The sequence below is a fragment of the Streptomyces sp. NPDC092296 genome (genome assembly GCF_044755465.1).
Classification (GTDB): Bacteria; Actinomycetota; Actinomycetes; order Streptomycetales; family Streptomycetaceae; genus Peterkaempfera.
Map to the genome: position 1 here is coordinate 81,254 of NZ_JBIVRB010000018.1, position 22,054 is coordinate 103,307.

The following is a 22,054-nucleotide window of genomic DNA, read 5'->3' on the forward strand; positions in this document are numbered from 1 at the left end:
TACGAGCCGAGAAACGTCCACGCCGGGCCGCCCGGCGGCCCCCTGGCCCGAGTGAGCGACACCCGGCCCGAGCTGCGCGCCGTCCGGTGGGGCAGCCAGGAACGCCGCCCGGGGCGCGTCGCCAGGACGGCCCGTTCCCGCTGGTCACGCTGGTGCACGGCGGTCCCTGCCGGCGGCTTGCCGAGGCGTTCCGCAAGTTGGGGCGGCCGGTGCCGCCGTCCAGCAGGGTGGTGCGCTCGTTGGCCGCCGACGTTGCCGGCCGTGGATGCTCGTGCCCGGGGCTGTCCGTTGCCCGGCACGACGGGGGCATGGACAGCCTCGGGCACGCCGGCTGCGTTGGGGCCGGGGCCTGGGTCAGCGTTCGAAGGTGCCGGTCAGGCGGGCGCGGTCGAGGACGGGGGCGGTGATGGCGGGCAGCAGGGCGCGGGGCCGGGCCCGGTCCGGTGGCGCTGCGCCGGGGGCGCCGCCCACCGGGGCGGACAGGGCGAACAGTTGGAAGACGTAGCGGTGCGGCCCGTGGCCCTTGATGGGCGCGGGGCCGTGGTAGCCACGCCCGATGGTGGACCGCAGCGGCTGCACTCCGGTGGCGGGCCGCCGCGCGGCCAGGGCGCCGGGCTCCAGGTGTTCGACTGCCGGGTCGATCAGGGCGACGCAGTGCACGGCGGGCTTGGCCAAGGGGACGTCGATGTCTTCGACGACCAGGAGGAGTTGGGCGGTGCCGGGTGGCGGCGCGGTCCACGCCAGTTGGGGGGACAGGTCGCCGCCGCCGATGTGCCTCGCGCAGTGCTCCAGCGGCATGGCCTCACCGTCAGCGAACTGCCGGCTGGTGAGGGTCAGCAACTCGGGACCTCGCAGGTTGGGCAGGTTCCACGCCGTGTGGGTGTCCCCGGCCCTGCGGTTGCTCAGGAGTCGGCCGAGCAGCGTCATCGCGTTGCCTCCACCATGTCGATGACCTCGGCGGTGGTCGCGGTTTCGCCGAGCTTGGGGAAGACGCGTTCGATGCTGTGACGGTGGGCGTCGGCATCCGGGTCGCTCATGGCGTCGGTGGCCAGGACGACGTGGTAGCCGTGGTCGGAGGCCGAGCGTGCGGTCGACTCGACGCCTGAGCTGGTCGCGATGCCGGCGAGCACGATCTGGGTGACGCCCAGATCCCGCAGGAGGGTGTCGAGGCCGGTGTCGTGGAAGGCGCTGCGCCGCCGCTTGGTGATCAGGTGGTCGGTCGGCTGGACGTCGAGTTCGTCGATGAGGTCGGCCCAGCCGGTCGGCAGTGCGGCGCTGCTGCCGGACCATCCGGCCTCGGTGCGCCCCGGCGCGCCGCCGGTAACGTTGACCAGGACCACGGGCAGGCCGTGCCGCCGGAACTCGGCGGCCAGGTGGGTCGCCTGTCTGACCACGGCGGTGACCGGATGGTCGGCGCGGGCCGAGACGATGCCCTTCTGTAGGTCGATCACGACGAGCGCGGACGTGGGGTCGATCGTTGTCAGTGCCATGGTTGTCTCTCCTGTGGAGGTCGGCTGGTTGCCGGAGTCGGGCGGTGCGGTGGCCTCAGCCGCCGGTCACCCGCCCGGTCGCGGGCGGGCGGCGCGGCGCGGGGCTGGGCGGTGCGGGGCGGCGCGGGCGCGCATCCTGGGAGGAGCCGTCATCAGCTTGCTTCCGCACGGTTCCCTCGGCGTCAGACGTTCCGAGCCAGTCGCTCCAGCAGCGCCGCAGCCGCTGCGAGCTGCTCCAGCTCCGTCGGGGTGAATGTGCCGCTGGTCAGGGACCGGGCGATGAGTTCGGTTCGCGCGTTGCGCTTGTCCTTCAGCGCCTGCCGACCGGCGTCGGTCACCGTCAGCACCACCCGCCTGCCGTCGTTCGGATCGGGACGGCGTTCGACCAGGCCACGGGCCCGCAGCGCGCCGATCGTCGCCCCCATCGCCTGGGCGGTGATCTGCACCTCCCGGGCCAGCGCCGAGGAGGTGGTGGGGCCCGAGCGGTCCAGGTGCGACAGGGCTGTCCGCTCGGGCATCGTGAGCCCGCCGTCGATCGGCACTTGGTGTACCCGTCGCACCAGCACGCTGAGACTCGCCAGCAGGGCTGCGGCGACTCCCTCGGGGTCCAGGTCATCGTTCATATACTAAGGCTACTTTATCAACCCACCTTAGCGAATTCGTCTCCTCCGCCACGGCCGTCTCTCACGGCTACGAGCCGATCGGCCACAGGCCGGTCGGCGGCAGCTTCACCGAGGTCGGGGACGACCGCCGGGGCAGGGCACTTCGGCCGACCGGCAGGGCGTCGGCTGACGGTGCGTCAACCGGTCCGGCTCTGCCGGGACCGAGGAGCGTTGCCGACTCCAACAGGACGGTCCCCCTTGACCTCAAGGGGCCTTGAACCGCGAACCTGAGCGGATGGCTCCCCCACGGACGGCTCGTTTGCTGCCCCCGACGTACCAGCCGCTCTTCGCCCACCCGCGGTTCCGCCGGCTCCTGCCGGCCCTGGCGGCCTCCGACCTCGGTGACGGGATGAGCGTGGTCGCCGTGGCCTGGCTGGCCATCCGGATCGCGCCACCCGGCCGGTCCGGCCTGCTCGTCGGTGCCGCGATTGCCGCGTACGCCCTGCCCGGTGCTGCCGGCGCGCTGCTGTTCGGCCGCCGACTGCGCCGCCTGCCCGCTCGGCGGCTGCTGGCTGCGGACAGCCGGCTCCGGGCGTTACTCCTCGGATGCGTGCCGCCGGCCTGGCTGGCAGGGGTGCTGCACCCGGTGCTGTACGTCGTGCTGCTCGGCGGTTCGTCGGTGCTGCACGCCTGGGGAAGCGCGGGAAAGTACTCCCTGCTCGCCCAGTTGCTGCCCCCGGATCAGCGACTGGCCGCGAACGCCCTGGTCACGTCGAGCGCCTCGGCGTCCGTCGTCATCGGTCCCGCACTCGCCGGCTTCCTGGCGACGGCCGTGAGCCCGGCCTGGATCATCGGCCTCGACGCCCTGTCCTTCGCGGCCCTCGCCGTCCGGGTCGGCCGACTGGGCGGCGTGGCCGAGGCGGTGGCGACGTCCGCGCCGGTGGACACCGGCCGATCGGCGGCCGGCCTGCACCTGCTGCGCAGGCAACCCGAACTCCTCGGGGTCCTCGCCCTGACGTGGTTCTTCAACTTCCTCTACGGACCGGTGGAGGTCGCCCTCCCCTTGCACGTCACCCTCGACCTGCATGCCGAGCCCAGCCTCCTCGGGCTCTACTGGACCCTCTTCGGAGCGGGTGCGGTACTCGGCAGCCTGGCCACCGGCGCCCTGCGCGGGCTCCCGCTCTGGCCCGTCACCCTGGCCATCGTCGCCGGTTGGGGGCTCACGCTGGTGCCGTTCGGCCTGGGGGCGCCCACCTATGTCTCCCTCGGCTGCTTCGCACTGGGCGGCCTGATCTACGGACCTTTCACGGCGCTGTCCTTCACCCTGTTCCAGGACCGCACGCCCGCGGCCCGGCTGACCACGGTCCTGGCCGTCCGGGGCGCCGCCCTGCTCACCGCCGCCCCGGTCGGCACCGCGCTCGGCGGCCCCCTCACCTCCGCCCTGGGCCCCCGGTCGGTGCTGGCCGCCTCGGGGATCGCGACCATCGCCCTGGCCGTCGTCGCCACCGGGGTACGGCTCCGGGGGCGAGCGCCAGGGCGGTGACGCTGACCCGGGCACCTCGCACGGGAGGTCTCAGCCGGCGGCCCGGCCGCCCCGGGCCCCCGCGCCCCTGCCGAGCGCGAACCGGATGGGCACCAGGGCCAGCCAGCTCCAGAGCGCTGCGGCGGGCGAGGCGAAGGCGATCGGCACCGTTGCCCCGAAGACCAGGACGGTCGAGCCCAGGTCCGCGACGATGGTGCGGCCGACGCTCCGGGGGACGGCGTACGGCTGCTGCGGGTCGCGCCAGACCCGGAGCAGGATCGCCAGCTGCAGCAGGTCGATGACGACGATGGTGGCGGCATATCCCGCCACGGCCAGCGGCTGCGAGGCGTACTCGGAGAGCAGGGTGGTGGGGAAGGGCAGCAGGGCGATGACGCCCAGGCCCGCCAGCGTGAGCCGTACGGAGACCGTGTCCATCCGCCGGGCCAGCTGGAGGATGCGGCGGTGGTCGCGCCAGAGCCCGGCGAGGATGGTGAAGCTCAGCGCGTACGCGGCGATCTTGGGCAGCAGCGCACGCACCATGTGCCGGAAGCCGGCCGGGTCCAGGCCGCCGGTCACCCGGATGTCGAGCACCAGCAGCGTCATGGCGATGGCGAAGATCCCGTCGGACAGGGCGGTCAGCCGGTCCCGGTTCTGCTCGTCCGCTCTGCTGTCGTCCACGGATACAGCGTGACCGGCCGAGACCGCACCGGCCCTCATTGCGCCCACGGCGGGCAAGCCGACCGGGAGTCGGGTGGGCCGCCTACCGACTCCGGCGCCCTAGGCTCCTGGCATGCGCATCAGGATCATCGACGCCTTCTCCGACCGCCCCTTCGCCGGCAACCAGGCCGCCGTCTGCCTGCTCGACCGGCCCGAGTGGCCCGCCGACGGCTGGATGCAGCAGGTGGCGGCGGAGCTGAACCTCTCCGAGACCGCCTTCGCCCACCCGCTGCCCGCCGGCGGTGCGGCCGACTGGGCGCTGCGCTGGTTCACCCCCGCCGTGGAGGTGGACCTGTGCGGCCACGCCACGCTGGCGACGGCCCACGCCCTGCACGGCGACGGCGCGCTGCCGCCCGGCGGTACGGTGCGGTTCGCCACCCGCAGCGGTGTGCTGACCGCGCGGGCGGCCCCCGGCGGCGGGCTGACGCTGGACTTCCCCGCCGCGCCCGCCAGGCCGGTCCCGGTGCCCGAGGGTGTCGCCGCCGCGCTCGGCGTCCCGGTCACCGCCGCCTACGACACCGGGGCGCTGGGCGACCTGCTGGTGGAGGTGGCCGACGAGGCGACCGTACGCGCCCTCGCCCCGGACCTGGCGGCGGTCGCCCGGCTCGGCACCCGGGGCGTCATCGTCACCGCCGCCGCCGAGGACCCGGCGGCGGGCCACGACTACGTCTCCCGGTTCTTCGCCCCGGCGGTCGGCATCGCGGAGGACCCGGTGACCGGCAGCGCCCACACCGCCCTGGCCCCGCTCTGGTCCGCCCGCCTGGGCCGCACCGACCTCACCGGCCTCCAGGCGTCCGCCCGCTCCGGCCTGGTCCGCACCGCGCTGCGCGGCGACCGGGTGCTGCTCACCGGCGACGCGGTCACCGTGCTGGACGGCGAGCTGCGCCGCTGACCACGCCCGGTCCGCGCCCCACGGCCGCACCGGCCGCTGCCGGGCGCTCGGCTGCCGTCCCGCGCCCCGGCTGCCGTCCCGCGCCCCGGCGGCCGGGGCGCGGGACGGTGCGGGGTCAGACCTTGAGTTCTTCCGGTACCAGGTCCAGCGCCGCCTGGATGGCGTCGATGAGCCGCCGGGCCGATTCGGCGGTGAGTTCGAGGGCGACCCGGGCGGAGGGGCCCTTGGCCGGGTCGGTGAGGTCGATGTTGAGGGTGTGCTCGGCCATCGCGTGGACGGGGTGGTCGAAGTAGACCGTCGCGTCCGTGACCCGGAACCAGCTGCCGTTCGGTCCCTTGGCGCTGCCTTCCATCGGCTCGCGGACCGTCGCGTAGGTGCACATGGTCAGCCTCCGAGGTGCTTGGCGTAGAAGGCGGTGATCCGCTCCCAGCCGTCGTTGGCGGCCGGGACGTTGTAGGACGGCCGGTCGACGGAGAAGAAGGCGTGGCCGGCGCCCTCGTAGCTGTGGAACTCGAACTCCTTGCCCTCGGCGGTGAGGATCTGCTCCAGCTCCGCCACCTGCTCCGGGCCGGGGAACCGGTCCTCGACGCCGAACAGGCCGAGCAGCGGCGCCCGCAGTCCGGGCAGCTGGTCGACCAGGTTGGTGACCTTGAGCGGGAAGCCCTCCGGCGGGGTGCCGGTGACGAAGGCGCCGTAGCAGTCGACCGCCGCGTCCAGGTCGAGGTGGCAGGCGGCCAGCACGCTCTGGCGGCCGCCCGAGCAGTAGCCGATGACGCCGACCCTGCCGTTGGACGTCGGCAGCGCGCGCAAATGGGACGCCGCGCCGGCCACGTCCCCGACCAGGCGCTCGTCGGGGACGCCGCCCTGCGCCCGAGCGGTGGCGGCGGCGTCGTCGGGGGACGCGCCGGGTGCCTCGCGGGAGTAGAGGTTGGGGCAGATCGCGTCATAGCCGAGCTCGGCGAACCGGCGGACGATCTCCTTGGTCGCCCGGTCGTAGCCGGGCATGTGGTGGATGACCACGACGCCGCCGCGCGGCGCCTCGCCGTCGGGCCGGGCGAGGTACGCCTCGATCTCGTCGCCGCCGTGTCCGGTGATCCGGGTGGTACGGGCACTGAGGGAATCACTCATGGGCAGATCATAAGCCTGGACTGATAAGTCTATGCTGAGGGCATGCCGACCCCGAGTGATGTCGCCCAAGCCGCCGGAGAGCTGCGCGCCTGCCTGGGTCCGCTGGTCCGCAGGCTGCGCCAGGTGCACCAGGACGGCGAGCTGACCCTCTCCCAGGCGGCGGTGCTGGTCCGGCTGGAGCGGGAGGGCCCCGCCACGCCGGGCGCGCTGGCGGCGGGCGAGGGCATCCGCGCCCAGTCGATGAGCGTGCTGGCGTCCGGCCTGCGGGAGCGCGGGCTGGTCACCCGCAGCCCCGATCCGGCGGACCGGCGGTGCGTACGGCTGTCGATCACCGAGCGCGGACGCGAGGCGCTGTGCGGCGCCCGGCAGGAGAAGGCCCAGCGGCTGGCCCGCGCGATCAGCGAGGGCCTGACCCCGGCCGAGCAGGAGCAGCTGATCGCGGCGATACCCCTGCTGGAGCGGATCGGCCGCCTGGTCTGAACCAGGCCGGGCGGTCAGCCGGTCGGCAGCCAGCCCACGTGCCCGGCGAGCAGCGTGTAGCCGACGAAGGCCACCGTGTCGATCAGGGCGTGCGCCGCCACCAGCGGCATCACCCGCCCCCAGCGGCGGTAGAGCAGGCAGAAGATCACGCCCATCACCACATTGCCGACGAAGCCGCCGACGCCCTGGTACAGGTGGTACGAGCCGCGCAGCAGCGAGCTGGCGACCAGCGCGGCCGGCCAGGACCAGCCGAGTTGGCCGAGCCGGCGCAGCAGGTAGCCGACGACGATGACCTCCTCCACGATGGCGTTCTGCCAGGCGGAGGTGATCAGGACCGGGATGCGCCACCAGACGGCGGGCAGCGAGGAGGGCACCACCGTGAGGTTGGCGCCGGCGGCCCGCGCGCCCAGGTAGAGGGCGAGGCCGGAGCCGCCGATCACGGCGGCCACCAGGACGCCGCGCCCGAGGTCGGGCAGCTTGCGGGTCAGGTCGAAGCCCAGCGCGCGTACCGAGGAGCCCCCGCGCAGCAGCAGGTACGCCACCAGCGCCACCGGTACCAGCGCGGTGCCGATGCCGAACAGCTGCCAGGCCAGGTCGAGCCAGGGGCGGCCGGGGGCGAGCGAGCCGTTGAGGGTGGCGGTCTGCTGCTTGAGCGCGGCGCGGCGGGTGAGCGAGCCGATAAAGCTGATCAGCGCGCTCAGCCCGCTGGCGCCCAGGGACAGCGCCAGGACGATGATCAGCTCCTGGCCGAGCAGCCGCCGGGGGACCGTGAGCGCCGGAGCGGCGCTGTGGGTGGTCGTCAAGGGTGGCTCCAACGCGCAGCAGGTCCGGGCCGATCATCATTTCACAGCACTTCGCGAGGGGTTTCCCGGCACTGCGCACGGGTTTTCCCAGCACCGCGCGCGGGCCGGGGGCGGTTCAGTCCACCGGCCAGGTGTGCACCGGCTCCCCGCCGCGCATGTACTCCATATACCGCCTGGTCATCGAGGCCAGCGCGGTCTGCCGGTCCTGGCCGAGGCGGTCCCTGAAGTGGTGGAACGCCGCGCTCTGCCAGGCGGCGCCATTGGTCCGGCGGCGGCAGCGGGCCTCCACGATGCCCAGGTAGCGGTCCCGGTCGGCGGCCTCCACCCCCCAGGCGTCCAGGCCCTGCGCGGCCAGCGGCAGCAGCTCCTCCAGCACGAGTTCCACCGCCGGCACCCGCACCGGCGGCCCGCCGCCCCGCCCGCCGCGCCCCGGGCGCGGCCAGTGCAGTACGGCGTCGATGCCGGCCCGGGAGGCGGCGTGGAAGTTCTCCGACGCCAGCGCGAACGGCAGCCGGGACCAGACCGGCCGCTGCTGCTCGGCCAGCGAGCGCACCAGGCCGTAGTAGAACGCGGTGTTGGCCAGCGTGTCGGCCACCGTCGGCCCGGCCGGCAGCACCCGGTTCTCCACCCGCAGATGCGGCACCCCGTCCGCGACGTCGTACACCGGGCGGTTCCAGCGGTAGATGGTGCCGTTGTGCAGCCGCAGCTCGGCCAGCTTGGGCACCCCGCCGGAGGCCAGCACCTTGCCGGGGTCCTCGTCGTCGCAGATGGGCAGCAGCGAGGGGAAGTAGCGGACGTTCTCCTCGAACAGCTCCAGCGCCGAGTCCACCCAACGCTCGCCGAACCAGGTGATCGGCCGGACGCCCTGCGCCTTGAGCTCCTCCGGCCGGGTGTCGCACGCCTGCTCGAAGAGGACCGGGCGGGTCTCCCGCCACAGCTCCCGGCCGAACAGGAACGGGGAGTTGGCCCCCACCGCCACCTGCGCGCCGGCCAGCGCCTGGGCGGCGTTCCAGACGGCGGGGAAGCGCTCCGGGGTCACCTGGAGGTGCAGTTGGAGCGAGGTGCAGGCGGCCTCGGCCACGATGGACGCGGACTCCACCTCCAGCCGCTCCACACCGTCGATGTCCAGCGCGATGTCCTCGCCCCTGGCGGCCAGGATCTGGCTGTTGAGCAGGCTGTAGCGGTCGCTGCGGGACATGTTGTCCAGCACCGCGTGGTCATTGGTCAGGGTGGGCAGCACGCCCACCATCACGATCCGGGCGCCCACCTCGGCCGCCTTGCGGTCGGCGTAGCGCAGCCCGGTGTCGATCTCCTCGCGCAGCTCCTCGAAGACCCGGCCGCCGAGCCGGTGCGGGGCGATGTTCACCTCGATGTTGAACTGCCCCAGCTCGGTCTGGAAGTCGGGGCTGGCGATGGCCTGGAGCACCTGCTCGTTGCGCATCACCGGCAGGCCCTGCTCATCGGCGAGGTTGAGTTCGATCTCCAGTCCCATCACCGCGCGCGGGCGGTCGAACCGCTTCTCCCGCAGCATCCGCTCCAGCGCCTCCAGGCACGTTCTGAGCTTCCTGCGGTAGAGCTGCCGGTCGGACAGGTCGGAACCAGTGGCCGCGACCTTCTCGCCCATGGGCCCCACTCCTCCTCGGTGCACCGTGCCTGCATCATGCCCAGGCCGGATGATCGATAGCCGGACGGTCCGGCTGCGGCGGGGCGCCTTTCCCCCGGGGTGCGGATCACACCGGCCTTCCGCCGGGACGCGGATCACAGCGGCGGACGGCAGTGGATGCGTCAGAATCTGTGCCCATGGTGCGAAAGGACGGGAAGTCCTCTTGCGCTGGGCCCCCGGCGGCCTTACAAGGGTCACTGACGGCAGTCACCGCCTGCGGACACGGCTCACCTAGAATCGGTCCGACGGGCCGACGCACTCCGCAACGCCCGGTCCCGGCCCGGCGGCCTGCCCAGGCCCGCCCGCCGCCGCCCCGCGTCGCGTCACCGGCTCGGCAGCACAGCACACGGCACCCCGCTCCGCCCCCGTCCGGGCCCGGCCCCGGACGGGACGGTCCTCACGCGCCCGCACGCCTATCTCGACCGGAGAGGCGACCGCCATGACCCTGCAGCTCCCCCAGCCGCCCGCCGGAGCCCTGCGCTCCGTCCTCGCCGCCCTTGCCTCGCCCCACGCCGTACGCCATGTCACCACCCCCGCCCTGCGGGTGCCCGACCCGGCCGACCCGCCACGGCCGACCCAGCCGCTCCCCGCCCACCTGCTGCGGGCCGGTGTCGCCCTGGAGGCGGCGCCGCGCACCGGCTGGCGGTTCCTGATCCGCTGCGGGGGCCAGGTGGTCGCGGCGGCGGAGACCCTGGAGACGCCGGACGGCCACGCCTTCTCGCACTTCGCCGAGGGCCCCTACCTGGCGGCCTCGCTGCTGGCCCTCCAGCAGGCCCGCCGGATCACCACGGGCAGCGCGGTGCCGTACGAGCCCCGGCTGCTGTCCATACCGGCCCGCTACACCACGGCGCTCTGGCTGCACCCGCTGCGCCCCGGCGCGACGGACCTGCTGATCCCGCTGGCGCCCGCGCCGCTGGGCGTGGCCGCGCACCGGCCGTACCCGGCGGCGGAGCTGCTGGACCTGTTCCGCCGGCCGGCCGCGCCGCCCGACCGGGACCGGCCCGGTACGCCGCCCGCCGGCCCGGACGCGCTGACCGCAGCGGGCCGGTGACGCGCCCCGGCGGCGCACTCCGGTGACGATGCGCCGCCGAAGCATCCGAACGGGTGATCTCTGCCGGAGAGGTGTGGCGCATGTCACCAAATGGCTGCGCAGGACCGACCCGATGCAGACACTGGGAACCAGCGCGGAAAGGTGGTTGTCTTACCCCGTGGGCACATGGCTCACACCTGCCGGGTCGGTGATTCCCGGCACCGGGCAGCGGACCGCCGCGCGGCGACCGAAAACTTCGAAGCGAGGGTTCGAGCAATGTGCCAGCACCGACCTGAGTGCCCATCGGCCGACTCCGCCGACCGCGAGGCGGCGCAGCCCGTGGCCTGCCACCCGGAGCAGGGCTGGAGCCTGCTGTGCAACGGCGTCCTGCTGTTCGAGGACACCGGCGAGCTGCTGCCCGACGGCCGGGTGATCGCGCCGCACCGCCCGCTGGCGGCTGCGGCCGCCTAACCGGCGGCGAGCGGCCGGGAGTGCCGCGAGGGGCGGTACGGCAGCCGCCGCACCGCCCCACACCGGGCCCGGGTCAGGCGCCGTACTCGTCCATCGGCGGGCAGGAGCAGACCAGGTTGCGGTCACCGTAGGCGCCGTCGATCCGCCGCACCGGGGGCCAGTACTTGTCCGCCGGGTCGACGCCGGGCGGGAAGACGGCCTCCTGCCGACCGTACGGGTGCGGCCAGTCGCCGGTCAGCACCGCGGCGGTGTGCGGGGCGCCCCGCAGCGGGTTGTCGTCGGCGGGCCACTCCCCCGCGCCGACCTTCTCGATCTCGGCGCGGACGGCGATCATCGCATCGCAGAACCGGTCGAGTTCGCGCAGGTCCTCACTCTCGGTGGGCTCGATCATCAGCGTGCCGGCCACCGGGAACGACATGGTCGGCGCGTGGAAGCCGTAGTCGATCAGCCGCTTGGCGACATCGTCCACCGTCACCCCGGTCGCCTTGGTCAGCGGCCGCAGGTCGATGATGCACTCGTGCGCCACCAGGTCGTTCGGCCCGGTGTACAGCACCGGGTAGTACGGCGCGAGCCGCCGGGCGACGTAGTTGGCGTTCAGCACCGCCACCTGGGTGGCCCGCCGCAGGCCCTCGCCGCCCATCAGCCGCACATAGGCCCAGGAGATCGGCAGGATCGCGGCGGAGCCCCAGGGCGCGGCCGAGACCGGGCCGACGCCGGTGGCCGGGCCGGCCTCCGGCTGGAGCGGGTGGTTGGGCAGGTACGGCGCCAGGTGGGCGCGGACCGCGACCGGGCCGACGCCGGGGCCGCCGCCGCCGTGCGGGATGCAGAAGGTCTTGTGCAGGTTCAGGTGCGAGACGTCCGCGCCGAACTTGCCCGGTCGGGCCAGGCCCACCAGCGCGTTGAGGTTGGCGCCGTCCACGTACACCTGGCCGCCCGCCTCGTGCACGGTGGCGCAGATGTCCGCGATGTTGTCCTCGAAGACGCCATGGGTCGAGGGGTAGGTGACCATCAGCACGGCGAGCGTGTCGCGGTGCTGCTCGATCTTGGCGTGCAGGTCGGCCACGTCCACGTCGCCGTCGGCGCTGGTCTTCACCACGACCACCCGCATCCCGGCCATCACGGCGGAGGCGGCGTTGGTGCCGTGCGCGGAGGACGGGATGAGGCAGACGTCGCGCTGCGCCTGGCCACTGGCCCGGTGGTGGGCGCGGACCGCCAGCAGGCCCGCCAGCTCGCCCTGGGAACCGGCGTTGGGCTGGAGCGATACGGCGTCGTAGCCGGTCACCTCGGCGAGCCGCTGCTCCAGCTCGCGGATCAGCGTGAGGTAGCCGGCCGCCTGCTCCGCCGGGGCGAAGGGGTGCAGCTGGCCGAACTCCGGCCAGGTGATCGGCTCCATCTCGGTGGTGGCGTTGAGCTTCATGGTGCAGGAGCCCAGCGGGATCATGCCCCGGTCCAGCGCGTAGTCGCGGTCGGCCAGCCGGCGCAGGTAGCGCAGCATGCCGGTCTCCGAGCGGTGGCGGTGGAAGACCGGGTGGGTGAGGTACTCGTCGGTGCGCAGCAGCGCCGGCGGCAGCGCCTGGCCGGCGGCGGCGTCCAGGGCGTCGATGTCGCCGCCGGGCACGCCGAAGGCGGCCCAGACGGCGGTGAGCTGGTCGCGTCCGGTGGTCTCGTCGCAGGCGGCGGAGACCAGGTCGGCGTCGACCTGGCGCAGGTTGACGCCGTGGTCGCGGGCGGCGGCGACCACCTCGGCGGCGCGGCCGGGCACCCGGGCGGTCACCGTGTCGAAGAAGGCGCCGTGCACCACCTCGACGCCGCCGGCGCGCAGGCCCTCGGCGAGCACCGCGGCGTAGCGGTGGGTGCGGCGGGCGATGGCGGCGAGGCCGTCGGGGCCGTGGTAGACGGCGTACATGGAGGCCATCACGGCGAGCAGCACCTGCGCGGTACAGATGTTGCTGGTGGCCTTCTCGCGGCGGATGTGCTGCTCGCGGGTCTGGAGGGCCAGCCGGTAGGCGCGGTCGCCGTCGGCGTCGACCGAGACGCCGACCAGGCGGCCGGGCAGGCTGCGGGCGTACTGGGCGCGTACCGCCATGTAGCCGGCGTGCGGGCCGCCGAAGCCCATGGGGACGCCGAACCGCTGGGTGGTGCCCACCGCGATGTCCGCGCCCAGCTCGCCGGGGGAGGTCAGCAGGGTGAGGGCCAGCAGGTCGGCGGCGACGGTGACGACCGCGCCGAGGCCGTGGGCGCTCTCGATCAGCGGGGCCAGGTCGCGTACCTCGCCGGAGGCGCCCGGGTACTGGAGCAGCACGCCGAAGACGCCCCGGGCCTCGGCCTCGGCCGGGATGCCGTCGGAGAGGTCCGCGACGACCACCTCGACGCCGGTGGGTTCGGCGCGGGTGCGGAGCACGGCGACGGTCTGCGGCAGGCAGTCGGCGTCCACCAGGTAGACGCCGTCCTTGACCTTGCCCATCCGGCGGGAGAGCGCCATCGCCTCGGCGGCGGCGGTGCCCTCGTCCAGCAGCGAGGCGCCGGAGGTGGGCAGGCCGGTGAGGTCCGCGACGACGGTCTGGAAGTTCAGCAGCGCCTCCAGCCGGCCCTGGGAGATCTCCGGCTGGTAGGGGGTGTAGGCGGTGTACCAGGCCGGGTTCTCCAGCACATTGCGCAGGATCACCGGCGGGGTGAAGGTGCCGTAGTAGCCCAGGCCGATCATCGGGGTGAGCAGCTGGTTGCGGTCGGCCAGCTCACGCAGTTCGGCCAGCACCTGGGCCTCGGAGCGTCCGGCGGGCAGGTCCAGCGCGTGCAGGCTGCGGATGGCCTCGGGGACGGCGGCGGCGGTCAGCTCGTCCAGCGAGCCGTAGCCGATGTGGGCCAGCATCTTGTCCTGCTCGGCCCGGTCCGGGCCGATGTGGCGGTTCTCGAAGGGGCTCGCCTGCTCCAGCTGGGCAAGGGTCGCCGCACTCTCGGCGCGGGGGCGCCCGATCGTCTGCTCGGCATTCATGGCGCTTGAGGCCTCCTGGTCACGGACCGGTGGGGGCTCGCGCGCGTACGGGTCGCCGGACTGCGGGGCCGGCGGCCGGGGCGTGCGGGCCCGGACGGCCTCCCCCTCTGTCATCGGAACCTGAGAGCTTCACCGGCCTGCCCGCGCCCGGGGGTCTGCCCCGCGTCGGTGCCGCCGGCTTGCACCGTCGGTGAGGGTCGGCCGCCGCCCGGCTCCTTCGCCGGCCGCGCCCGCCCCTGCTTTCCAGAGTGACCTTGCCCGTGCGGTACGGCTGCCTGAGAGATTCCGGGGAGGAGTTGCTCCTTCGGCGCCCCGCCCATCTGGTGGAGGGTGGGGACTCTCCCGAACGGGCTCGACGGTCGCCCCCCAGACTACCAGCGGCACCCCGCCTGCCTGCTGCTTCTTCCTGCGGCCGGGATCAGCCGCGCAGGTGGCGCTGCTACCCCGAACGGCTCACCGCATTCCCGGTCGGCCCCTTCCGGCTCGACAGTGGGCCCGATGTGGCTTTTGGTGTGAATTGGCGGTCTGACAGCCGCCGGGTACTCATTCATTGCCCCGGCCCTCGGGGCCCGCCGGCGTGCATGCCGGGGAACCGCACTGGAGGAACCGTGCAGACCGACATCGATCCGCGGGACCTGATCGGCCACAAGGCCGTCGATCGGAACGGGGACAAGATCGGTACCGTGGACGAGGTGTACCTCGACGACGCGACCGGGCGGCCGGAGTGGGCGGCCGTCCGCACCGGCGTCTTCGGGCGCGACGCCTTCGTACCCCTCGACGCGAGCGAGTTCTCGGGCGACCAGCTGCGGGTGCCGTACGAGAAGTCGCTGATCAAGGACTCCCCCGACTTCGGGGCCGGCCAGCACCTCTCGCCCGCCCAGGAATTGCAGCTCTACCGCTACTACGGACTGGACGCGCCGGGCAGCCGGGCCGCCGAGAGCGCGGCGGCCGCCGCACCGGACCGCGAGTTCGGCGCCGCGGCGGACCGCGAGTTCGGTGGCGTACCGGCCGCCAGCCTGGCGCCCGACATCCGGAACCCCCAGGCGGCGGCCCCGACCGGGGAGCCGCAGCACGCCGAGCCCCGCACGGAGGTGCAGCAGCCGGAGCCGCCCCGCGCCGAGCCGCGCCGCGTGGGAGGGCACCTCACGGAGGCGTCGACCACCGAGCAAGGGCACGCCGCCCCCCGGTTCGCGGAGCCCGCCGCCGAGCCGGCCGCGCCGCAGCGGTCTGCCGTCGGGGCGGTGGACCGCCCGGGGCCGTCGCGGCTTGAGGTGGTCTGCCGCGAGGAGCAGGTGGAGGTCACCACCGAGTGGCACAACCTGGGCACCGCCCGGCTGCGCAAGTACATCGTCACCGAGGAGGTGGAGCGCCGGGTCCCGGTGGTCCGGGAGCGGGTGCGGGTCGAGCGGGTGCCGGTGACCGAGGCGGAGCTGGCCGGACTGTCCGACGAGGACATCTCGGAGGCGGTCGAGGAGGTCGTGCTGCGCGAGGAGCGCCCGGTGGTGCGCAAGCGGATGGTACCGATCGAGCGGGTCCGGCTAGTGGTGGAGCGGGTCACCCACGAGGAGGTCGTCCGCACCACGCTGCGGCGCGAGCAGGTCAAGGTCCACGACGGCGGCATGGCGGCGAGCAGCCGGGGCGAGCAGGGCGGGCTGACGGAGACCCCGCATGTGACGCAGTACAACGGTTCGCAGTTGGAGCAGCCGATCGCCTGAGAGTGCGTCCCGCAGCTGCCCGCGCCTCCGGTTCCCCGGGGTCGCGGGCAGCGGTCTGCTGCGAACCTTCAACCATCGATAGTTGACAGCATGAATCAATCCGCTCCATGATTACTTCACTACTTCAAGTGTGCTGTTCATGAACTATCTCTGGAGGAAGACCCGTGAGTGAGGCATCCGAGCCCACCACGTCGGCCGCGAAGCCGGGCAGCGGACGGGTGCTGCCGGCACTCGTCCTGGCCATGCTCGCCTTCTCCGTGGTGCAGACCGCGGTGGTGCCGATCCTGCCGTCCCTGGCCAAGGAGCTGGACGTCTCCGGCGGCTCCATCACCTGGCTGATGACGGCGAACCTGCTCGCCGCAGCCGTCCTCACCCCGCTGCTCGGCCGGTTCGGCGACCTGCGCGGCCGCAAGCCCATGCTGCTCGTCTCGCTGGCCGGCCTGGTCGTCGGCTCCGGGGTCGCGGTCAGCACCCACTCTTTCGGCTGGCTGCTGGTCGCCCGCGTGCTCCAGGGCGCCGGCGGCGGTGTGCTGCCGCTGGCCATCAGCATCGTCCGCGACGAACTGCCCCGGCAGAAGGCCACCGGGGGCGTCGCCCTGATCAGCGCCAGCATGGGCGTCGGCAGCGGCCTCGGCCTGGTCGCCACCGGCCTGCTGATCGAGCACTGGGACTACAAGTCCATCTTCTGGACGGGGCTGGTCCTCGGCCTGCTCGCCCTGCTGCTGGTCGCCGTACGCATCCCCGCCGACCCGGTCGTCGACCGCAGCGGCGGCGCCGACCCGCTGGGCGCCGTCGCGCTGGCCGGCTGGCTGGCCGCACTGCTGGTCGCGGTCAGCCAGGGCAACAGCTGGGGCTGGACCTCCGCCCGCACCCTGGGCCTGTTCGCCGCCGCCGCCGTGATCGCCGCCGGCTGGGTCGCCGTCGAGCGGCGGGTCGCCCATCCACTGGTCGACATGTCGATGATGGCGCGGCCCGCGGTCGCCTTCACCAACCTCTCCGGGCTGCTGATCGGCTTCGGCATGTACGGCTCCTTCATGGTCATCAGCAATTTCGCGCAGACCCCCGGCCGGGTGGGCTACGGGTTCACCGCCACCGTGCTGCACGCCGGGGTGCTGCTGCTCCCCTCCGCGCTCGGCAGCCTGGTCGCCGCGCCGCTGGGCGCGCTGCTGATCGCCCGGCGCGGGCCGCGCCTACCGCTGGTCCTCGGCGGTGTCTTCGGCACCGTCGCCATGGGCTACCTCGCCCTGCGGCACGGCAGCGAGGGCGATCTCTACGCCGCCGCCGGAGCCTTCGGCCTGGGCGTCGGACTGGCCTACGCCGCCATGCCCGCGTACATCAACGGTGCCGTCCCGGCGGCGCAGAGCGGCATCGCCAACGGCATGAACGCGGTGCTGCGCACCGTCGGCGGCGCGATCGGCACCGCCGTGATGGGCGCGGTCCTCACCGGCGACACCATCCCGACCCTGGGCCTGCCCACCCTGGACGCCTACCGCCACGCCTTCTGGATCACCGCCGCCGGCTGCCTGATCGCCGCCGCCGTCCCGTTCGCCATCCGCCGCCCCGGGCCCGCCAACCACCCCACCCCGACCCCCACCCGAACCCCCACCCACGCCTGACCCACCCAGCAACCCCCATCCCCCCGAGGGCGCGAGGAACTGCGCGAAAAACCACCCACCCCGCAAAGCCCAGAACCCACAACCACCCCCACCCACCCAGGGGCGCGAGGAGCCCCGCGAAAAACCACCCACCCCGCAAAGCCCAGAACCCACAACCACCCCCACCCCGAGTGGCCCACCCACCCCCGCCCCACCAACCAACAGGACGTCACCTCCCCAGGACGTCACCCCACAGGACGTCACCCTCATGACGTCACCCCCAGGGCCTCACCCCCCAGACGTCAACGGCAACGCAGCCGCCGGCCGCAACTCCGGATCGTCCACCGGAAACGTCCGCACCCGCCCCGGCGCCGACCCCGGCGTCTCAAAGCGAACCGTCACCCGCCCGACCCCACTCCCCTGCACCCACCCCGGCCCGTACTCCTCATGCTGCACATCCTGACCCGGCAACCACCGCCGCCCACCCACCCCACCAGCACCGCCGCCGTCTTCCTCCCCGCCCGCCCCCGCCCCTCCCGGATGGAACCCCCTCGGCTCCCCCGGCCCCCCATAGGCCCCCTCCCCGTCAGCCCCCTCCTCGCCCTCCCCCTCAGCCCCGTCACCCTCCCCACCCCCACCCTCACCCAGCACCGCCCCACCCTCCTCCCCCACCCGCGCCGCCTGCGCGAACAGGTCCTCCTGCGTGAAGTCCGCCAACCCGGACACCCCCACCCCGAGCAGCCGCACCCCACCCGCGATGTCCACCTGCTCGATCAGCCGCCGAGCCGTCTCGGCGATCACGGAGGGATCGTCGGTCGGACCCCGCAGCGTCTCCGAGCGCGTCAACGTACTGAAGTCGAACCGCCGCACCTTGACCACCACCGTCCGCCCCGACCGCGCCGCCGCCCGCAACCGCCCCACGCACCGCTCCGCCAACCGGTCCACCTCGTGCAGGACCCGCCCCCGGTCCACCAGGTCGACCTCGAAGGTGTCCTCCACCGAGACCGACTTGGCGTCCCGCTCGGCCACCACCGGCCGGTCGTCCAGGCCCAGCGCCATCGCATGCAGCGAGACCCCGTGCGCCCGCCCCAGCAGCCGGACCAACTCGGCCTCCTCCGTCGCCGCGACCTGCGCCACGGTGAGCAGCCCCATCCGCCGCAGCGTCTCCGCCGTGGCCGGGCCGACCCCGGGCAGCGCCCGCACCGGCAACGGGTCCAGCACCGCCCGCTCACGGCCGGGCTCCACCATGAACAGCCCGTCCGGCTTGGCCTCCTCCGAGGCGATCTTGGCCAGCAGCTTGCAGCCCGCAAGCCCCACCGAGCCGGTCAGCCCGGTGGCGGCCCGGATGTCGGCCCGCAGATCCTCACCGAGCGCCCGGACCATCTCCACCCCGGCCGCCGAGGAACCCGCCGCCTCCAGCACCTCGCCGTACGGACCGGCCGCCAGGTCCACGAACGCCTCGTCCAGGCTCAGCGGCTCCACCAGCGGGGAGAGCTGCCGCAGCAGCCCCATCACGGTCTCGCTGACCTGCCGGTACAGCTCGAACCGGGGCACGAGGAACGCCGCGTTCGGGCAGAGCCGGCGGGCGTGCGCCATCGCCATCGCGGAGTGCACCCCGAAGCGGCGCGCCTCGTACGACGCCGTCGCCACCACACCCCGGCCGCTCAGCCCGCCCACCACCACCGGCTTTCCGCGCAGGCTGGGCTTGGACGCCTGCTCCGCCGAGGCGTAGAAGGCATCCATGTCCAGATGCAGGATCGTCGGTAGGGGACGCACACGGCCGATCATCCCTCACGGGTCGGACATTCATCCGGAACCGACCCCCACCCCGGCATCTACCGGCCGACCGCCCCGACCCCCACCCCGGCTACCGCCGCCCGGAGCGCTCCAGCGCCCGGGTGACCCCCGGCTCGGCGGGGCCCAGGACGTGCGGGTCGGGCCGGACGGCCGCCTCCAGCGCGGCCTTGGTGGCCGCGGCGACCTCCCGTACCCCGCCGTAGTACCAGGTGGCGTCGTGCGGCTCGGACACACCGACGCCGTAGGAGTCGATCCCGGCCGCCCGGCAGAGCGCGATGGCCCGCCGGATGTGGAAGTCCTGGCTGACCAGCAGTGCCCGGCGGACACCGAAGATCCGGCGGGCGCGGGTGCACGAGTCCCAGGTGTCGAAGCCCGCGTAGTCCAGCACCACCTGTCCCTCGGGCACCCCATGGCCGCGCAGGTAGTCCCGCATCGCGGTCGGCTCGTCGTAGCCCGTGCGGCTGTTGTCCCCGGTCACCAGGATCGCCCGCACCGTGCCCTGCCGGTAGAGCCGTACGGCGGCGTCCAGCCGGTTCGCCAGGTACGGCGAGGGCCGCCCAGCGTCCAGGCCCGCGCCGAAGACCACCGCGACCGGCTCGGCGGGCGCCGTGGCCACCGTCCGCACCCGTCCGCCCGTGTCGAGCCAGAGCCAGGTGGCGGGGGTGAGCACCGCGACGCAGAGCACGACCAGCACCCGCAGGGCGCGGCGGCGGGCCCGCCGGGTCGCCGGCAGCCGCCACCCGGCCGAGACCGTCCGCAGCCGCCCCAGCCACTGCCTGCCGCCCCGCACCACCCCACGGTCCGCTTCGCCCACTGCTCCCCCTGCCGCTCCCGGGACCGTACGGCCTCCCCCACGCCGACGCACGGAGGGGCCCGGACGGTTCCCCGTCCGGGCCCCTCCGACGATCACAGACCCCGCAGCCCCCCGACCCTCAACCGGCCCGATTGCGGCGGCGGGCCAACTCATCGGCCGGGTCCTGGCCGACCAGGGTCTCCCCGGTGTCGGTCCGCTCGCCGTGCAGCTTGCTGAGCGACCCCTCCAGCTCGCGCCAGACCGCCCCCACCGCGATCCCGAAGACGCCCTGCCCACCCTGGAGCAGATCCACCACCTCATGCGGCGAGGTGCACTCGTAGACGGTCGCGCCATCGCTCATCAGGGTGATGCCGGCCAGGTCCGCGACCCCCCGGGTACGCAGATGAGTGACGGCCACTCGGATGTTCTGCAACGAGACCCCGGCGTCCAGCAGCCGCTTGACGATCTTCAGCACCAGGATGTCGCGGAAGCTGTAGAGCCGCTGGCTGCCCGACCCCTGGGCCGGGCGCACACTCGGCTCGACCAGCCCGGTACGCGCCCAGTAGTCGAGCTGGCGGTAGGTGATCCCGGCGGCGGAGCAGGCGGTCGGGCCGCGGAAGCCGATCAGGCTGGAGGTGGGCGCCGGGTGCGCGGGCGGCAGCGGGGACGGCTGCTGAGGCACCTCCGGCATGCGTGCCTCCCAGGCGTGCCGCACCGGGCGGCGGTCCCCCCGCACCGGGTGGATGGGGCAGGAGCCACCTGCGGCTGTACTGTCGCCGGTGCTGCTCACGCCGACCTCCGTCCACTCGTCCCCCGGGGCCGTCGGACACCGGGCACACACTCGACGGTAGGCAGTCGCCAGGGGCGCGTCAACGATCGCCACGCTGGGCACGCCGGGCGAAGTCAACCTCGTGAGTGGTTTCGCGTGCCCTCAGTGTGGGTACGACTGTTTGTTTTGGCAAAACGACCGGGAAATGACGCGCTCAGCGGACACTGCGCTCACTGGTTCCCGCCGCCTCCGAAGTCCTCCGGCGAGATCTGGTCGAGGAACTCGCGGAACTTCTCCACCTCGTCCTCCTGCTCGTCCGGGATGGCGATACCGGCCTCGTCGAGCACCCCGTCACTGCCGTAGATCGGCGTCCCGGTGCGCAGCGCCAGCGCTATCGCGTCGGACGGGCGGGCGCTCACCTCCACGCCGCTGGCGAACACCAGCTCCGCGTAGAAGACCCCCTCCCGCAGGTCGGTGATCCGCACCTCGGTGAGCTGCTGCCCCACCGCCTCCAGCACATCGCGGAAGAGGTCATGGGTCAGCGGCCGCACAGGCGTCATCCCCTGCTGGGCGAAGGCGATGGCGGTGGCCTCCCCGGGACCGATCCAGATGGGGAGGTACCGGTCACCCCCTACTTCCCGCAGCAGGACGATCGGCTGGTTGGAGGGCATCTCGACCCGGACACCCACGACGTCGAGCTCGTTCACAAGAGCAACCCTATGGCCCCCGCCCCGGATATGAAAGCGCAGCCCGGACTCACGCCCCGGCGCGCCGGGGCACGCCGGCCCCGGCGACGGCCGTCACGGCAGCGTACGGAGCCCCGCCTGCACCAGCGCGGCGTGCAGCCGCACCGCGAGTGTCGCCAGCTCACGGGCGGTGACCTCGGCGTGGGCCCGGGTCTGCGGGTTGCGGTGCCGGCGCAGCGGCGCGACCACCTGCTCCACCAGGCTCACCTCCCGCTCGGCCGCCGCCTTCACCCCGCGCAGATGGCGCGGTTCCAGCCCGAACCGGCCCAACTCGGCCACCAGCTTGGCGATCTGGAGCATCTCGCCGTCGTAGCCGCCGTCCTGCCCGGAGCTGATCAGCCCGTACGACTCCCACTCGCGCAGCTCGCCCTCCTGCGCGTCCGCCGCCGCCAGCAGCTCCGCCCGGCCGAGCCGCACCCCGCTGCCGCCGGCGCCGGGCGACAGCTCGCGCTCGGCCTCCTCCACCGGCCCCGGCCGCTGGTCGGGGCCGGGCAGCGCGGGCGGCGCCTCGCCCCGGTCCATGGCGTCCAGGTGCTCGCGGATCACCCGCAGCGGGAGGTAGTGGTCGCGCTGCATGCGCAGCACATAGCCCAACCGCTCCACGTCGGCGGTGCCGAACTTGCGGTACCCCGAGGGCGTCCGCCTGGGCTCGACCAGCCCCTCCGCCTCCAGGAAGCGGATCTTGGAGATGGTGACCTCGGGGAAGTCGTCCCGCAGCAGCGCGAGCACGGCGCCAATGCTCATCAGCGGGTCCCGGACGGACCGCGCCGGAGCGCGGTCCGCGACAGGCGGAGCCTGGGCCACCACCTTCGCCACGGTGGGCGTGCGGCGAGCACCGGTGTCAGTGTG

Annotated in this window: 21 protein-coding genes and 1 riboswitch; of the genes, 7 read left to right on the forward strand and 14 right to left on the reverse strand. The window is 73.8% G+C overall.

Going from position 1 to position 22,054, the window contains the following annotated elements:
* Positions 1 to 354 precede the first annotated feature (354 nt).
* From ACIQGZ_RS26860 to ACIQGZ_RS26870, 3 genes are all read right to left on the reverse strand, one after another.
* Positions 355 to 927 carry a YbhB/YbcL family Raf kinase inhibitor-like protein gene (locus ACIQGZ_RS26860; protein ID WP_402606548.1) on the reverse strand — a complete coding sequence of 191 codons (573 nt, stop codon included), beginning with the start codon at positions 925 to 927 and terminating at the stop codon, positions 355 to 357.
* Positions 924 to 1,490 carry an isochorismatase family protein gene (locus ACIQGZ_RS26865; protein ID WP_402606549.1) on the reverse strand — a complete coding sequence of 189 codons (567 nt, stop codon included), beginning with the start codon at positions 1,488 to 1,490 and terminating at the stop codon, positions 924 to 926. The genes ACIQGZ_RS26860 and ACIQGZ_RS26865 overlap by 4 nt, the downstream gene beginning before the upstream one ends.
* 182 nt (positions 1,491 to 1,672) lie before the next feature.
* Complete coding sequence (locus tag ACIQGZ_RS26870; RefSeq protein ID WP_402606551.1) at positions 1,673 to 2,113, reverse strand: MarR family winged helix-turn-helix transcriptional regulator; 441 nt, start codon at positions 2,111 to 2,113, stop codon at positions 1,673 to 1,675.
* Positions 2,114 to 2,411: 298 nt separating this feature from the next.
* Between ACIQGZ_RS26870 and ACIQGZ_RS26875 the strand changes: the two genes are divergently transcribed.
* On the forward strand, positions 2,412 to 3,635 hold the full coding sequence (locus ACIQGZ_RS26875) for an MFS transporter (protein ID WP_402606553.1): 1,224 nt from the start codon (positions 2,412 to 2,414) through the stop codon (positions 3,633 to 3,635).
* Positions 3,636 to 3,665: 30 nt separating this feature from the next.
* Here the strand turns inward: ACIQGZ_RS26875 and ACIQGZ_RS26880 are convergent, their stop codons facing one another.
* A complete protein-coding gene (locus tag ACIQGZ_RS26880; protein WP_402606555.1) occupies positions 3,666 to 4,292 on the reverse strand; it encodes a TMEM175 family protein in 627 nt (208 codons plus the stop codon).
* Positions 4,293 to 4,404: 112 nt separating this feature from the next.
* Between ACIQGZ_RS26880 and ACIQGZ_RS26885 the strand changes: the two genes are divergently transcribed.
* The gene (locus tag ACIQGZ_RS26885; RefSeq protein ID WP_402606558.1) at positions 4,405 to 5,223 is read left to right on the forward strand and encodes a PhzF family phenazine biosynthesis protein; all 819 of its coding nucleotides are present in this window, start codon (positions 4,405 to 4,407) and stop codon (positions 5,221 to 5,223) included.
* Positions 5,224 to 5,338: 115 nt separating this feature from the next.
* Here ACIQGZ_RS26885 and ACIQGZ_RS26890 read toward each other — a convergent pair whose 3' ends face one another.
* The gene (locus ACIQGZ_RS26890; protein WP_402606560.1) at positions 5,339 to 5,605 is read right to left on the reverse strand and encodes a DUF6295 family protein; all 267 of its coding nucleotides are present in this window, start codon (positions 5,603 to 5,605) and stop codon (positions 5,339 to 5,341) included.
* A 2-nt stretch (positions 5,606 to 5,607) separates the two neighbouring features.
* Positions 5,608 to 6,351, reverse strand: coding sequence for a dienelactone hydrolase family protein (locus ACIQGZ_RS26895; RefSeq protein ID WP_402606562.1), 744 nt, complete (start codon positions 6,349 to 6,351; stop codon positions 5,608 to 5,610).
* A 42-nt stretch (positions 6,352 to 6,393) separates the two neighbouring features.
* On the opposite strand from ACIQGZ_RS26895, the gene ACIQGZ_RS26900 reads away from it, so the two are divergent.
* Complete coding sequence (locus tag ACIQGZ_RS26900; RefSeq protein ID WP_402606564.1) at positions 6,394 to 6,831, forward strand: MarR family winged helix-turn-helix transcriptional regulator; 438 nt, start codon at positions 6,394 to 6,396, stop codon at positions 6,829 to 6,831.
* 14 nt (positions 6,832 to 6,845) lie between these two features.
* Here ACIQGZ_RS26900 and ACIQGZ_RS26905 read toward each other — a convergent pair whose 3' ends face one another.
* Both ACIQGZ_RS26905 and ACIQGZ_RS26910 read right to left on the reverse strand, forming a co-directional pair.
* The gene (locus tag ACIQGZ_RS26905) at positions 6,846 to 7,634 is read right to left on the reverse strand and encodes a CPBP family intramembrane glutamic endopeptidase (protein WP_402606567.1); all 789 of its coding nucleotides are present in this window, start codon (positions 7,632 to 7,634) and stop codon (positions 6,846 to 6,848) included.
* A gap of 115 nt (positions 7,635 to 7,749) precedes the next feature.
* Positions 7,750 to 9,258, reverse strand: a complete 1,509-nt coding sequence (locus ACIQGZ_RS26910; protein WP_402606569.1) for a glutamate--cysteine ligase — start codon at positions 9,256 to 9,258, stop codon at positions 7,750 to 7,752.
* Positions 9,259 to 9,736: 478 nt separating this feature from the next.
* Here ACIQGZ_RS26910 and ACIQGZ_RS26915 point away from each other — a divergent pair, with 478 nt between their 5' ends.
* Positions 9,737 to 10,348 (forward strand): hypothetical protein, encoded by a 612-nt coding sequence (locus ACIQGZ_RS26915; RefSeq protein WP_402606571.1) that lies wholly within the window; start codon positions 9,737 to 9,739, stop codon positions 10,346 to 10,348.
* Positions 10,349 to 10,603: 255 nt separating this feature from the next.
* Positions 10,604 to 10,798, forward strand: a complete 195-nt coding sequence (locus tag ACIQGZ_RS26920) for a DUF5999 family protein (protein ID WP_402606574.1) — start codon at positions 10,604 to 10,606, stop codon at positions 10,796 to 10,798.
* Positions 10,799 to 10,871: 73 nt separating this feature from the next.
* Here the strand turns inward: ACIQGZ_RS26920 and gcvP are convergent, their stop codons facing one another.
* Positions 10,872 to 13,790 (reverse strand): aminomethyl-transferring glycine dehydrogenase, encoded by a 2,919-nt coding sequence (gene gcvP, locus ACIQGZ_RS26925; RefSeq protein WP_402606576.1) that lies wholly within the window; start codon positions 13,788 to 13,790, stop codon positions 10,872 to 10,874.
* 253 nt (positions 13,791 to 14,043) lie between these two features.
* Positions 14,044 to 14,145: riboswitch (glycine riboswitch) on the reverse strand.
* Between the two features lie 253 nt (positions 14,146 to 14,398).
* On the opposite strand from gcvP, the gene ACIQGZ_RS26930 reads away from it, so the two are divergent.
* Positions 14,399 to 15,505 carry a DUF2382 domain-containing protein gene (locus tag ACIQGZ_RS26930; RefSeq protein ID WP_402606578.1) on the forward strand — a complete coding sequence of 369 codons (1,107 nt, stop codon included), beginning with the start codon at positions 14,399 to 14,401 and terminating at the stop codon, positions 15,503 to 15,505.
* Between the two features lie 164 nt (positions 15,506 to 15,669).
* Positions 15,670 to 17,121: an MFS transporter gene (locus ACIQGZ_RS26935; RefSeq protein ID WP_402606580.1), complete on the forward strand. Its 1,452-nt coding sequence runs from the start codon at positions 15,670 to 15,672 to the stop codon at positions 17,119 to 17,121.
* A 267-nt stretch (positions 17,122 to 17,388) separates the two neighbouring features.
* On the opposite strand, the gene ACIQGZ_RS26940 is transcribed toward ACIQGZ_RS26935, so the two are convergent.
* The 5 genes from ACIQGZ_RS26940 to ACIQGZ_RS26960 form a co-directional block, all read right to left on the reverse strand.
* Complete coding sequence (locus tag ACIQGZ_RS26940) at positions 17,389 to 18,876, reverse strand: DNA polymerase IV (protein ID WP_402606582.1); 1,488 nt, start codon at positions 18,874 to 18,876, stop codon at positions 17,389 to 17,391.
* Positions 18,877 to 18,967: 91 nt separating this feature from the next.
* The gene (locus tag ACIQGZ_RS26945) at positions 18,968 to 19,711 is read right to left on the reverse strand and encodes a vancomycin high temperature exclusion protein (RefSeq protein WP_402606584.1); all 744 of its coding nucleotides are present in this window, start codon (positions 19,709 to 19,711) and stop codon (positions 18,968 to 18,970) included.
* 118 nt (positions 19,712 to 19,829) lie between these two features.
* Positions 19,830 to 20,480: a MerR family transcriptional regulator gene (locus ACIQGZ_RS26950; RefSeq protein WP_402606586.1), complete on the reverse strand. Its 651-nt coding sequence runs from the start codon at positions 20,478 to 20,480 to the stop codon at positions 19,830 to 19,832.
* Positions 20,481 to 20,689: 209 nt separating this feature from the next.
* Entirely contained in the window at positions 20,690 to 21,166 is a 477-nt protein-coding gene (locus tag ACIQGZ_RS26955; protein ID WP_402606588.1) for a bifunctional nuclease family protein, read from the reverse strand.
* A 93-nt stretch (positions 21,167 to 21,259) separates the two neighbouring features.
* Positions 21,260 to 21,949, reverse strand: a complete 690-nt coding sequence (locus ACIQGZ_RS26960) for a MerR family transcriptional regulator (RefSeq protein ID WP_402606590.1) — start codon at positions 21,947 to 21,949, stop codon at positions 21,260 to 21,262.
* Between the last annotated feature and the right edge of the window lie 105 nt (positions 21,950 to 22,054).